This window comes from Streptomyces sp. NPDC090798 (assembly GCF_044768965.1).
Classification (GTDB): domain Bacteria; phylum Actinomycetota; class Actinomycetes; order Streptomycetales; family Streptomycetaceae; genus Streptomyces.
In genome coordinates, this window is sequence record NZ_JBIVXA010000014.1 from 1 (window position 1) to 13,230 (window position 13,230).

Consider the following 13,230-nt stretch of genomic DNA (forward strand, 5'->3'; position numbering starts at 1 on the left):
GCCTCGAACAGCTCCGGCAACGTCACATCCGGAACCTCACGAGCCGTGTCGTTCCAGTCGACGAGCACCCGCTGCCGCTCCTCGGCACCGAGAACATCGATCTCACGAACCAACCGGTCGGGTGCAGCAACGACCGCCTCCAGCACCCGCACCAGACGCTCCGCAAGGCCACGAACAGTGCCCTCCGCGAACAGATCCGTCCGATAGTCCAGCTGCCCCTCCAGACCGGCAGGCTCCCCACCGCCACCATGGGTCTCCCCCAGGCTGAACGACAGGTCGAACTTCGCCACCGCACCCTGAACGGATTCCACGTCAGCCCGGACACCAGGGAGGTCGAGACCCGATCGGAGATTGTTCTGGAACACCAACATGACCTGGAAGAGGGGGTGCCTGGCCATGGAACGGGCCGGGTTGAGGACCTCCACCAGCCGCTCGAACGGCACATCCTGATGCGCGTACGCCGCCAGATCGGCCTCCCGCACCCGCTCCACCACCTGCCGGAACGTCGGGTCACCAGCGACATCCGTCCGCAGGACCAGCGTGTTCACGAAGAACCCGACCAGGTCGTCCAGCGCGTCATCGGTGCGTCCCGCGACCGGGGTCCCGATCGGGATGTCTTCGCCGGCGCCCATCTTCGACAGCAGCACCGCCAGCGCGGCCTGCACCGTCATGAAGACACTCACACCACACGAGCGCGACAGCTCCACCAGCCGGGCATGCACCTCCGCCGGCACACGGAGCCCGACCGAACCGCCCTCGTGCGAGGCAACCGCCGGACGCGGGAAATCGACCGGCAGCTCCAACTGCTCAGGAAGGTCAGCAAGAGCCTCCCGCCAGAAAGCCACCTGCCCCGCAATCACACTCTCCGGGTCGTCCTCGTCACCCAGAACCTCACGCTGCCACAGCGTGAAGTCCGCGTACTGCACCGGAAGCAACTGCCACGCGGGCCCACGCCCCTCACGGCGAGCCGCATACGCCTCCGACAGGTCCTTCGCCAAAGGCGCCATCGACCAGCCATCAGCCGCAATGTGATGGACCACCATCACCAGCACCCACTCATCGGCAGCGTCCGCCACCTCCAACAGCCGCACCCGCCACGGCAGATCCCGCTCCAGGTCGAAGCCGTTGCCGGCCAACCCGGTCACGGCGGATGCGACACCATCGGCAGGCACCGATTCCACGATGACGTCGGGGACACCCGCGGCGCCATGCCGAATCTCCTGCCGCGGCTCACCGTCCACCTGCGGAAACACCGTCCGCAAGCTCTCATGGCGGACCGCGACGTCCGCCAGCGCGGCCCGCAACGCCTCCACATCCAGCGCCCCGCTCAGCCGCAGCACAAGCGGGATGTTGTACGTGGCCGACACGCCTTCCAGCTGACCCAGGAACCACAGTCGGCGCTGCGCGTAAGACAGCGGTAGGACTTCGGGCCGCACCCGCACACCCAACCGCTCCCTAACCCGACCACCCTCATCAAGCCGGTCGACGAGCCCTGCCACCGTCGGAACGTCGAACAGCGACCGGATGCTCACCTCGGCGCCCAGCACCGACCGGATCCGACTCACCAGCCGGGTCGCAAGCAGCGAATGACCACCCAGCTCGAAGAAGCTGTCGTCGATCGACACCGAATCCACACCCAGAACCTCGGCGAACAGACCGCACAGGATCTCCTCCCGCGGCGACCGCGGCCCGCGGCCCAAGCCGTCCATGGCGTACTCCGGCGCCGGCAGCGCCCGCCGGTCCAGCTTCCCGTTCAGGGTCAACGGCAGACCGTCCAGCACCACGATCGCCGAAGGCACCATGTAGTCCGGCAGCCGATCCCCCACGTACGCGCGCAGTACCCCCGGGTGCACGCCGGCCGGGTCCGTGCCGGCAGGCGGGACCACGTAGGCCGTCAGCCTCTTGTCGCCTGGGGTGTCCTCGCGGAGGATCACTGCGGCCTGCGCCACCTGGTCGTGCCCGGCCAGGATCGTCTCGATCTCGCCCGGCTCGATGCGGAAGCCACGTACCTTCACCTGGTCGTCGACGCGGCCGATGAAGTCCATGGTGCCGTCGGCGAGCCAGCGGACCACGTCTCCCGTGCGGTACATCCGCTCGCCCGGCCCGCCGAAGGGGTTGGCGACGAAGCGGCTCGCGGTCAGTTCGGGGCGGTTGAGGTAGCCGCGCGCCAGGCCGTCGCCGGCGATGTAGAGCTCGCCACTGACACCGGGGGCGACCGGCCGCAGTGCGTCGTCCAGGACGTAGAGCTGGGTGTTCCAGAGGGGCCGCCCGATGGGGACCGCGTTGTCCGGTACGTGGCCCGGGTCGCGGAGCGGGTTGACGGCGGAGAAGACGGTGGTTTCGGTGGGCCCGTACTCGTTCGCGACGACCGTGCTGGGACAGGCCTCCAGGACGCTGCGGACGGCGGTGGCCGAGACCACGTCGCCGCCGGCCCAGATCTCTCGGACGCCCTGGAAGCAGGCAGGGTGTTCCTCGGCGAGGACCCGGAACAGACCTGCGCTGACGAACAGACCCGTCACGTCCTGGTCGGCGATCACCTTGGCCAGATCGGCAGCGTCCAGCAGCCCCGCCGGTGCCACTACGACGCATCCGCCAGTGAGCAGCGGCGTCCATATTTCGAAGGTCGACGCGTCGAAGGCGTAGGGAGAGTGCATGAGCACTCGCTCGTGCCGGCCCGAGCACCAGTACTTGTCGGCGGCCAGGTGGACGACGTTGCGGTGTGTGTTGGCCACGCCCTTGGGTACTCCGGTCGAGCCGGAGGTGTACATCACGTACACCAGCTGCTCGGAGTCGACCTTGGCCCTCGGGATGTCCGCAACGCTGTTCGCCGCCGCGCCGACATCGACCGTCGCGGCGTCGGCCCCGTCGGCCTCGGGTGCCGCCTCTCCCTGGTCCGTGATCCGGATGACGGGTACGTCCGCGGTGAACCCGATGTCGTCCGGAGCCCTGTCGGTCAGCAGCACCATGGCGGCGGTGTCCCGCAGGATGAACTCGGAGCGTGTGGCCGGCTGGTTCGGGTCGATGGGTACGTACACGCCGCCGGCCTTGAGTACCGCGAGGGACGAGACCACCACGCCCACAGAGCGTCCTTGGAGGACCGCGACCCGGGATTCGGTGGTCACGCCGGCGCGGAGGAGTCGACGGGCCAGGCGGTTTGCCCTGGCGTCCAGGTCCTCGTACGTCAGGACGGTGTCGCCGCTGGTCACGGCGTGGGCGTGGGGTGTCCGCGCCGCCTGGGACTCGAAGAGTTCGTGGACGGCGACGTCGTGCGGGTAGTCGACGGTGGTGTCGTTCCAGTGGACGAGCATCCGCTCGCGCTCGTCCGGTTCGACCATGTCGGCCTGGCGCAGGGGGGCGCCGGGGTCCGTGATGAGCTGGTCGAGCAGGTGCAGGAAGCGGGCCTGGTGGCGGGCGACCTCCTCGGGGGCGTAGAGGTCGCGGTTGCCGTCGAAGTCGATCGTCGGTCCCCGGCCCTCGTCGGGGTCGCGGACGACGATGCAGAGGTCCGGCACCGGACCGCTCGAGAGGTTGTGCGGGACACCGTGGAGGTCGCCCAGGGATATGCCGTCGTTGAACGAGATGAAGTTGGCGACGACGTTCCAGATCCGTTGGGCCTGGTTTCCCCCGCGGATCTCGCGGATCAGGTTCTCGGACCGGAAGCGCTGATGGCGCAGTGCCTGGTTGACCTCGATCGTGGCTCGGCCGAGGAGATCGCTGAAGGACTCCTCGCCGGAGACCTTCAGGCGGAGGGGCAGTACGTCCGAGACCGTGGTGAGGGTTTTCCGGGCATGCGGCGACTTGCGCCCCATGACCGGAAGGCCGAGCACGATGTCCTGTTCGCCGGTCATGCGGCTGAGATAGACGAAGACAGCCGCGATGAAGACCACCGAGCGTGTCGTTCTGCGGGTGTGGGCGAGTTCGCCCAGCGTGGCGCTGTCGGCATGGTCCAGTTGAGTCGTCACCCGGGTGAAGCGGCCGTTGACGCTGGGCTCGCGGGACGCGAGCGTCGTCGGATGCGGGCGGTCCGCGAACTTGTTGAGCCAGTACTCGCGGTCGGCGGCGAACTTCGGGGAGGTGAGGTACTTCTCGTTCTCCTCGCGGAGCGGGCCGAGGTTCCTCGTGGCTTCGTCCGCGACCGGGGCGGCAGTCCCTGACAGGAGGGCCGCGTAGATCTCCCCCACGCGCTGCTGGAACAGTGCGCCGCCGTAGCCGTCCATGAGGATGTGGTGGAACCGGGCGTACCAGAAGTACCGTCGGCTGGATATCTCGAAGAGGGCGAAGGTCCAGAGCTGATCGGTGAGGATGTCCACACGCCGAACGAGGTCGGCCTGCATCCAGTCCCGCGCCGCGGTCTCGGGGTCGGGTTCACCGGAGACATCGATGAGCCGGACGACCGGCACGAGGGAGGGGTCGACGGTCTGCCGCACTCCGTCCGCTCCCTCGCTGAACCGCAGGTGCAGGGCCTCGGATTCGCGGAAAGCCTGCCTGCAGGCCTCCTGGAACAGGACGACGTCGATCTCGCCCCGGAACTCGACGTACTCGGCGATGTTGTAGGCATGCCCCGAGGGGTCCAGCTGGTGGCCGAACCAAATACCCGCCTGAGCAGCGGACAACTCCCAGTGCGCGCTCTGCTCCTCGGACACCCTCATCACCTCAAACTCGAAGCCAAAAAACTGGTACGGACAGCACGACGGCACCTTCGTGTGCTGGGTGTCGCCCTCGGACCTTCGTCTCGCGCTCGGCGACCTGCCGGACAGTCGGTCGGTCGGCCAGTCGGTCAGCCGGTCAGTCGAGGACTCTGCGCGCCTCGATCACGCTGAAGAACGAGTCCGCGAGTGGAGTGACGTTCGAGATGTGCAGGCCCGCGAGCCGGAGCAGGGCGCGGTACTGGCCGAGGGTGCGTTCCCGGCCGCCGAGGACGACCATCATTCCCAGGTCGCTCCACCACGCCGGATGCGGTTCGTTCGACTCCGGCAGGAGCATTTCGCAGATGAAGAGGCGGCCGTCCGCTTGCAGCGCCTCCCGGCTTCTGCGCAGGATCTCGATGGCTTCGTCGTCCTCCCAGTCGTGCAGGACGCTGCACATCAGGTGTGCGTCCGCCCTGGTCGGCAGGGCTCGGAAGAAGTCGCCCGCCGCGGTCTCGCAGCGGTCTCGCAGCGGGGACAGCTCTCCGGACAGCTCTGCTCTCTCCACCACGCTGGGCCGGTCGAAGAGGATTCCCCTGATGCGCGGATTCGCCGTCAGGATCGCCGCGAGGACCGCGCCCTTGCCTCCTCCGATGTCGAGGACGCACCGCACGCCGTCCCAGGCGGGGAGTGCGGCCAGGCCTGCGTAGAGACGGCTTGCCCGCTCCCGCATGCGCTCGTCGAACGTGGCGCCCACCGCGGAGTCGTGGTCCTTGTGCGCGAAGAACCTGGCCCCGAACTCGCTGTCGAAGGCCGGCCGGCCGGTGGACATCGTGTCGGCCGCACCGAGCCAGGCACGGTACGAGTCGACGTTGCTGAGAGTGGCCCGCATCGAGACGGGAGAGTCGCTCTGCAGCAAGCGGCCCAGCTGGGTGAGAGAGAACCGCCCCTCGCTGTCCTCGGTGAAGAAGCCGCAGCTGGCGAGGGTCCTCAGGAGCCGCTCCAGGGCCCCGGGGGCCACGTTGAACACCCTGGCCAGGTCCTTCACGTTCTTCGCCGAGTCGGAGAGCTCGTCCGCGATCGCCAGGCGTGCCGCGACGGAGAGCACGTACGGCAGTACGGCGACGATGCTGTCGTCGGCCATGCGGAGGAATTCGCGAACAATCGGGTCAGTCGCGGTGGCGATGACACGCTCTCGGTCCGTACTCACCCAGCTGTGCCTTTCGGTCATGACGTCAGTTCAAGAGGTCGGTTCAGGAGTGGGTGTCGCCCATGGCGTCCACCAGGCTCTTCGGGCGCATGTCCACCCACTTCTCGTTGATGTAGTCGAGGCAGGCCTGACGGTTGTCCTTGTCGTGGACGACGGTCCACCCTGCGGGCACTACGGCGAACGCGGGCCAGAGGGAGTGCTGCCCCTCGTCATTGACCAGAACTACGTAGGTGCCCTCGGGGTCCTCGAACGGGTTGGCCATGGTGAATTCCTTCCTTGCAGAACGGATTCCTCGGTGCCTGAACGAATCCAACGGATCTGTGCACCAGGTTCTCTATCGACCGACCGGCAGCAGGCGAAGTACCGCGCCGGCCACCGCTCCGTCGGGATCGACGGCGGTGACGACCGCGAGGTGGTCACGGTCGTCGCTGCGGCGCTGTGCAGTGCACAGCAGCGCCACGATTTGGAAGAGGGAGGCGGCGGCGGACGTGTCCCCGATCAGTGAGCCGATGTCGGGGCGGACGACCGCCTCCACGCCGAACACCTGTGTGAGGACCCGGGTCTCCGTCGACTCGGACGTGCCGCCGCAGCTGCTCGGCATGGCGGCCCGCACGTCCTGGGCGGACACCTCGGCGGCCTCGAGGGAAGCGGACACACAGCCATGGAGGGCCTCGGCGGGATCGCCGTTCACGTCGACGCGCGACGTGACCGACAACACCTCGGCCAGCACGGCGCGCCCTGCGGCCACCGCCTCCGCCTCCGATCGCTCCAGCAGCAGTACGGCCGATCCTTCACCCAGCTCCACCCGGTCCTCGGAGCCGGCTCGCCGGTGGTGTTCTAGCCAGGAGCGGGCTTGGGAGTACTCCTCGGTGGCGCCGACCACCACGGTGTCCGCGCGGTGCTGGATCAGCAGCCGCCGGCCGTACTCCAGGGCCATCAGGCCCGCCACCCGTCCGGCGGCGATGGTGCTGTTGGGCCCGCGGACGCCGTGGAAGATGGCACTGGCGGAGGCCGCCCTGTTCATCGCCATGTTCGGGATGGCCACGGGCGGTACGTCCTGGGGGCGGCGACCCTCGAAGGAAGCACGGGTCAAGTCCGCGTAGCCCTGCGCGCTGCCGGTCGTCGTGCCCAGCACCACGGCGGTGTTGAGGCCTCCGTCAAAGGCGATGTCGGGTACGTCCCGCAGCAGTTCCCGCACCGCGGTGATCACCAGTCCCGTGGCCCGGTCGAGACCCCTGGTTCCGGTTTTCCCCAGGACCTCCCGGACATGGAAGTCCGGCACCAGCCGGGCACCGGCGTCTGCCACGACCCCCCATTCGGCGGTGTCGGGGGGACGGGCGGTCTCGTGGCCGGCCGACAGTCCCCGCTCGAAGGCCTCGCGTCCGACACCGAACGGCGACACGGCCGACCAGGCGGTGATGACCGGACCGGTCGCCCGGTTCGTCTCGGTCCTTAACACGGCTGCTCCTTTGGTGGCTTCGGCGTCATCCCTGTTGTCTGCTTCCGCGCGCGCCGCTAGTCGTCGTGCCTGCCGAGGACCACCACCGCGTTGTTGCCGCCGAACGCCAGGGCGGTGTTCTGGACGATCCTGACGTCGGCTTCGACCGAGCGGTTGGGTACGCAGTCGACGGCGCATTCCGGGTCCGTCTCCCGGTGATTGGCCGTGGGCGGAATGAAGCCGTGGTGAATGGCGAGGGCGCCCGCCACCGCGCCGAGGGCACTCGCCGCACCCATGGTGTGTCCGATCATGGACTTGACCGCCGTCGTGCGCGGCATGCCGTCGCCGAAGACGTCGCGCATGGCCTGGACTTCGGTGATGTCGTTGGTCTTGGTTCCGGTGCCGTGCGCGGAGACGAGATCGACGTCCCCGGGCTTGATCCCGGCGTCGTCCAGGGCCAGCCGAATGCACCTCCCCACGCTCTCCCGTTCCGGGGCCACGGGGTGGTGGGCGTCGCAGTTCAGTCCGTAGCCCATGACTTCCGCGTAGACGCGTGCGCCCCGCGCCCGTGCGGATTCGGCGTCCTCCAGTACGAGCATGCCGGCGCCCTCGCCGAGCAGCAGGCCGTCGCGTTCGGCGTCGAACGGGCGGCACTCCGTCTCGGCGACCAGGCCGAGCCTGGTGAAGCCGGCCAGGTTCTTGCGGCACAGTGCGTCCGCTCCGCCCACCAGGGCGTACGCGCACTCTCCGGACCGCACGGCGTCCAGCCCGGCACCGATGGCGTAGTTTCCGGCGGCACAGGCGGTGGCGATGGATATCGCTTCCACGTCGCCGAGCCTCAACTCGCGCGCCACGTGCACGGAAAGCTGGGAAGCGGGCACCCGGCGGGCCAGCTCTGCCGGCATGTCTTCGAGGCTTCCGGGGAGGACCGCCTCGACCACGCCGTCCAGGTCCGGGATCCCGCCGTCCGTCGTTCCGACGGCGATGAAGCCGCGTCGTCGCTCCTGCAACTCGGCGGGGCTCAGACCGGCATCGGCCAAGGCCATGCGGGTTGCCGCGATGGCGAACCGGGCCGCCGGCCCGACTTCTTCGGGCGAGAGGTGAAGAATCCAGTCCTCCGGTGCGAACCCCGCCACCTGGTGTCCGCGTCGGTACGGAAAGCCTTCGGTGTCGAATCGCGTTATTTCCGTTGTGCCTACCCGGCCTGCCCGAAGTGCTCCGGCGAACTGCTCGACTCCGTTGCCGATGCTGGAAAGTACGCCCATGCCGGTGATGACCACACGTCGGCCCCTGCCGTCTGTCCTGTCCCCCGTGCCTGCCATTACCTGGCCTTGGCCGTATCGAGAAGCTCGAGCACCGTCTTCAGATCGACCATGCGCTTCAGATCCTCCCGGGCTATTTCGATGTCGAATTCGACCTCTATGTGGCTCTGTATCTCGACGGCGTTCATGGAGTCTGCGCCGTAGTCCTCCCGAAGCCGGCCGGTGAGGGTCAGCTCGTCTTCTTCCAATTCGAGAATGTCGCAGATGATTTCACGAACCCTGGCCTCGCGCTCGGCAGAGAGCACAGCCGCCCCTTCCCTTCAGTCCCGTGACAGCAAGAGAGTTACCGTTGACCAGAAATAGCCAAAATCATTTGGCCTGGAACGATCGCTCATAGGCGTCGCTGTGCAGGCCGTGCCGATAGGTTTCCACTCTGAGTACTTCTTCCAGGCGTACGTTGCCCAGCGCGACGTCGGCCCCGAAATGATCGAGCAGCGCAAACTGGCTCGGCTTGGTGGGCGCCTCGAAAATCAAGCGCTGCAACCCGAACTCGTCGGCCAGGGTGTCGGCCAGTTGGCCGTTCAGCCTGCCCCGGGAATCGAAGAGCCCCACGTCGGCGGCATTTTCCCGGCCCTCGACGACCAGGTGAGTGGCGCCCTCACTCAGCCACTGCGCGCCTTCCTCGATGAGTTCCTTCACCGTCACCTCGTCGAAGGAACCGGTGTGCTTTCCGCCTATCTCGTAGCTCACCGTGAGGCCGCGGGAGGCCGCCGCCTCCATCACGCGTCCGGGGTGGAGATCGGTGCGGGTGAATCCCTGGCCCGCTTCGATGGCCGTCAGGCCCAGCCGCCGGCACAGGTCGAGGTACTCCTCCAGGTGTCCGCGGTCCGCTGCTATCTCGAACATTCCGCCGCCGACCGTCACCGGCAGGTCGTGGTCCCGGGCGGCACGGATCTTCTGCTGCAGGCTGCTGTCCTCGATGAGCAGCCACGTCGCCATGGAGAGTTTGAGGCCCGCCATCAGCGCATGGCTCTGGCTGATGTGGCTCGCCACCGTCCCGACGTCGTAGCCCGGGTCGAAGGGGTACGTGCGGGGGGCTCGCCGGACGACGCCCAACGACTGGAGGAAAGCCCGTTGTGGGGAGGCCGCATCGTTCACTTCGGACACCATTGATCTTTCCTTCATTGAAAGGGGTCACCTTTCCAGACGAGTGCCCGCGCCGTTGTCGACCGCTCGTTTGTAGACCGCGGCGGCGCAGGCAATGTCTCCGATGGCTTGTCCGATGGGGTTGAAAAAGATGGTCTCTTCGGGTTTCTCCCGCCCCGGGCGCGAGCCCGTGACGAGGTCGGCGAGATCTGCGTGGCAGCGCTCGGGCCCGAAGGTGCCTTGCTGCGCCATGGTGTGCAGCAGCTTCCCGGGCCGCATCACCTGCTCGTAGCGGTCGACGACGATCTTGTCGCTCGTGAGGACCACGTCCGGCATCGGGTCGGCGAGCGAGATGTTCAGGAACAGGGAGCCGCGCGGTACCCATGCGGCGGGGATCCACGGCTCGGGCGCGGTGGTGACCACGAGGATGACATCGGCCCGGCGCAGGCACGTGGCGGCGTCGCCGTGGACCGTGACGGGGAGCTGGTGCTCATTCTGTGCCCAGCGGGCGAAGGCCTCCGCCTGCTGCGGGATGACGTCGTGGACGTCCACGGCGTCGGGCCTGCCCCACGTCTCGCAGAGGAGGGAGAGGTGCGTTCGCGCCAGGAGTCCGGTTCCCAGGACGGCGAGGCGCCTGCCCTCGGGCGCCAGGTGGCGGCAGGCCAGGGCGGAGACCGCCGCGGTCCGCCACGCGCTCACGACGGAGCCGTCCATGATCGCAACGGGGTAGGCGCTGTCGGCGTCGTTGAGCACGATGACGGCCGACGCCCGGGGGATCCCGCGGACTTTCTGGTTGTCGTGGGCGCTGCCGATCCACTTGATGCCGGAGAGGCGGACGTCGCCGCCCACGTATGCGGGCATGGCGATGATGCGGTCGGTCGGATGAGGGCGTTCAGGGCGCCGCAGGTAGGGCTTGAGCGGCTGCACCACGTCGTCCTCGGCCTGGGCGCGCAGAGCGGCTTCCATCGCCTCGACGAAGAGGGTGTACTCGCGGCCGACGGCGCGTTCGACCTCGGCGGCCGACAGGTACAGCAGCCCATCACGAGCGATGGGGTCCAACGCGTTCAAGATTCCCCCTGTATCCCGTTCCGTTCGCGGCCGGTTCGATCGCTCAGTTCTCGGCATTCGACCCGAGAGGTGAACGTTCCCCGCTTTCACCGGTGAGCCGGCGGATGGTGCGGTTCACCTCGTGCGCGAGTTCCCTCTCGTGCTCCACCAGATAGAAATGGCCACCGGGGAATCTGCGGGACGCGTAGAACCCTGTCGTAGCGTCCTCCCATCCCGCAACCTTATTCCAGGGAACGTCGGCATCGTCGATGCCGGCAAACGCGGTGACGGGCGTGGAGATCCTGCGCAGCGGCTGCGGAGAGTACTCCCGCACGAGACTGAAATCCGAACGAACGGCGGGCATGACCAGTTCGCGCAGTTCCGGCTGCAGCATCGGGGCGATGTCCGCACCACCGATCCTGCGCAGTTCGGCGATCAGCCCTTCGTCACTGTCGTCCGGCCATTCCCGCTCCGACGGCAGGTGGGGCGCCACCTGGCCGGAGACGATGAGTCCGAGCGGCCGGTGAGCAAAAAAGATCTCCAGGCGCCGCACCACCTCGAATGCGACCCAGGCGCCCATACTGTGACCGAAGAGGACAAGAGGGGGATCGTGAGCGAGGTGTGGTTGGAGAGCTTGGGCCACTTGGGCCGCGAGGTCGTCCATCCTGGATATGGGCGGCTCGGCGATGCGGTCCTGACGACCGGGATATTGAACGGTCAGCAGCTCGACTCCGGCGGGCAGCCACCGGGACCAGGAGTTGTAGAAACTGGCGGCGCCACCGGCATGCGGCAGGCACACGAGACGTAAGCGCGTGTCATGAGATCGTCCGACACGCCGGATCCACTCCGCTCCGGGAGTGAGGTGGTCAACAGGCATGCCCAACACGACATATATCTGGCGGAGTCCTGAGTTCACAGGGAACTTCCGCAATCGTTCCGGATGAACTCTCACCTAACGCCATACAGAGCGGCGAGCTGACGCTAGCACAGCGACGAACCATGCCATTCACCCCCGTGTGAGTCGGCACATGTGATGTTGCGGTTGTTAACCGGTGAAGATCATAGGCGAGTTGGGGCGACGAGGGCAACGATGTTCGACGCGCAACCACCGGTCACCTGTCGCGCCGATGACGCTCGGCGAACGGTCCCGACGCATGCCTGCCGTCAGAACGCCTTCCTCGTCCCGCCTTCGTGGATACGCTCCAGCACGCGCACGGCCTCTTCGAGGGCGTTCTCCGTGCTCAACTGCTCAGCGAGCCGCTCGGCGTTCCGGGCGATGCCGCCGTCGGTGGTCGTCGTGACGATGGTGGACGCCAGGGCCTCGCCCGTCAGCTCCCGGAACTTCACGGGCGCCGGCGACACTCCGAGCCCGTGGACGTGATCAGCCCACATCTGCTGCTCGTTGTGGAAGGGGCAGGCCATCTGGGGGATGCCGGCCGCCAGTGCGGCGTTGTACGTTCCCACCCCTCCGGCGTGCACGGCGGCGCGCACCCGCGGGAAGAGCCAGTCGTAGGGGACGTCCTCGACCACCATGATGTTCTCCGGCGGGTCGCTGATCCGCACGCCTCCCCAGCCCTCCACCACGACCGCGCGCTCCCCGGCTTTGTCAACCGCCTCGACGACCAGCTCACCGGTCTTCTCGGGGTCGCCGCCGAACATGCTGCCGAAGCCCACGGAGATCGGCGTCGTGCCGTCTGCCAGGAACTCCACCAACTCTGCCGGGGGCTGCCAGTCGGGGTGACGGGGAAGCGTCCAGAAGCCGGTGGTGTGCACCCAGTCGGGCCAGTCGGAGGCGGGCTTGAGGACGTGCGGGCTGAAGCTGTGGAGCACTGGTGTCGGGTTGCCGTGGGCATCGGTCCTGAAGTCGGTGGAGCCGTCCCGGGGCGGCAGCCCGAGCACGTCCGAGCGCCACGCCGACACCCAGTCGGAGATCGGCGGCGCGAGGGGCCCGTTGGCCCTGGCGTGATCCTCGAGGTTGGTCGCGGTGGGCCGCAGCCCCGGGCCCGGCGAGTACTCGCGGGAGACGACGTAGTGCGGGTAGAGGGAGGCCAGGACGTGCGGCACACCGAGCCGCTCGGCGATCTGGTGGACCACTTGCCGGGAGGACGGCGAGTAGACGATGACGTCGGCCCCGTCGGCCGCCACGTCCCACATCTCCCTCAGCATCACTGGGAAGACACGGGGAAAGAGCGCGGTCGTGGACTCCTGGAGCCGGCGCTGTACCGCGGGATCGTCGTTGTGCAGGTACAGCCCCCTGATGTCCGGGCGGGACTGAAGTCGGACCAGTTCGTCGTTGAGCGGGGCGAACGGCACACCGTACGTCTCGACGAAGGGGCCGTAGAGGCGCGGTCCGACCAATACGGCGGTGTGCCCCGCCCGGTTGAGTCCGTACGCCAGCGCCAGATACGGCTGAATGTCGCCGCGGCTTCCGTCCGCGACATACACCAAAACCTTCAATTCCATACCTTCCTGAACCGGACCTGGAACCGCACGCACGAAGAC

The 13,230-nt window shown here is 67.8% G+C and carries 10 protein-coding genes; all 10 read right to left on the reverse strand.

Annotated elements, in window-relative coordinates; all coding sequences use genetic code 11:
• Positions 1–4,643 (reverse strand): amino acid adenylation domain-containing protein (locus ACIQTP_RS28100; RefSeq protein ID WP_403404667.1); only part of this gene is annotated, 4,643 nt, incomplete at its 3' end.
• Between the two features lie 142 nt (positions 4,644–4,785).
• Entirely contained in the window at positions 4,786–5,769 is a 984-nt protein-coding gene (locus ACIQTP_RS28105; protein WP_403404670.1) for a methyltransferase, read from the reverse strand.
• A gap of 109 nt (positions 5,770–5,878) precedes the next feature.
• Positions 5,879–6,097, reverse strand: a complete 219-nt coding sequence (locus ACIQTP_RS28110) for an MbtH family protein (protein WP_402052244.1) — start codon at positions 6,095–6,097, stop codon at positions 5,879–5,881.
• Between the two features lie 72 nt (positions 6,098–6,169).
• Positions 6,170–7,294: a beta-ketoacyl synthase N-terminal-like domain-containing protein gene (locus tag ACIQTP_RS28115; RefSeq protein ID WP_403404674.1), complete on the reverse strand. Its 1,125-nt coding sequence runs from the start codon at positions 7,292–7,294 to the stop codon at positions 6,170–6,172.
• Positions 7,295–7,350: 56 nt separating this feature from the next.
• Positions 7,351–8,595 (reverse strand): beta-ketoacyl-[acyl-carrier-protein] synthase family protein, encoded by a 1,245-nt coding sequence (locus ACIQTP_RS28120; RefSeq protein WP_403404677.1) that lies wholly within the window; start codon positions 8,593–8,595, stop codon positions 7,351–7,353.
• The gene (locus ACIQTP_RS28125) at positions 8,595–8,840 is read right to left on the reverse strand and encodes an acyl carrier protein (RefSeq protein ID WP_403404680.1); all 246 of its coding nucleotides are present in this window, start codon (positions 8,838–8,840) and stop codon (positions 8,595–8,597) included. The genes ACIQTP_RS28120 and ACIQTP_RS28125 overlap by 1 nt, the downstream gene beginning before the upstream one ends.
• A 64-nt stretch (positions 8,841–8,904) precedes the next feature.
• On the reverse strand, positions 8,905–9,705 hold the full coding sequence (locus ACIQTP_RS28130) for a phosphosulfolactate synthase (RefSeq protein WP_402052232.1): 801 nt from the start codon (positions 9,703–9,705) through the stop codon (positions 8,905–8,907).
• A gap of 24 nt (positions 9,706–9,729) precedes the next feature.
• Positions 9,730–10,749 (reverse strand): 2,3-diaminopropionate biosynthesis protein SbnB, encoded by a 1,020-nt coding sequence (sbnB, locus tag ACIQTP_RS28135; protein ID WP_403404683.1) that lies wholly within the window; start codon positions 10,747–10,749, stop codon positions 9,730–9,732.
• A 43-nt stretch (positions 10,750–10,792) separates the two neighbouring features.
• Positions 10,793–11,605: a thioesterase II family protein gene (locus tag ACIQTP_RS28140; protein ID WP_403404686.1), complete on the reverse strand. Its 813-nt coding sequence runs from the start codon at positions 11,603–11,605 to the stop codon at positions 10,793–10,795.
• 287 nt (positions 11,606–11,892) lie between these two features.
• Positions 11,893–13,185, reverse strand: coding sequence for a glycosyltransferase (locus tag ACIQTP_RS28145; protein ID WP_403404688.1), 1,293 nt, complete (start codon positions 13,183–13,185; stop codon positions 11,893–11,895).
• Between the last annotated feature and the right edge of the window lie 45 nt (positions 13,186–13,230).

Coding starts and splice junctions, on each gene's coding strand:
- ACIQTP_RS28110 (WP_402052244.1), bottom strand. CDS start 6,097: ATGGCCAACCCGTTCGAGGACCCCGAGGGCACCTACGTAGTTCTGGTC.
- ACIQTP_RS28140 (WP_403404686.1), bottom strand. CDS start 11,605: ATGCCTGTTGACCACCTCACTCCCGGAGCGGAGTGGATCCGGCGTGTC.
- ACIQTP_RS28130 (WP_402052232.1), bottom strand. CDS start 9,705: ATGGTGTCCGAAGTGAACGATGCGGCCTCCCCACAACGGGCTTTCCTC.
- ACIQTP_RS28105 (WP_403404670.1), bottom strand. CDS start 5,769: ATGGCCGACGACAGCATCGTCGCCGTACTGCCGTACGTGCTCTCCGTC.
- ACIQTP_RS28120 (WP_403404677.1), bottom strand. CDS start 8,595: ATGGCAGGCACGGGGGACAGGACAGACGGCAGGGGCCGACGTGTGGTC.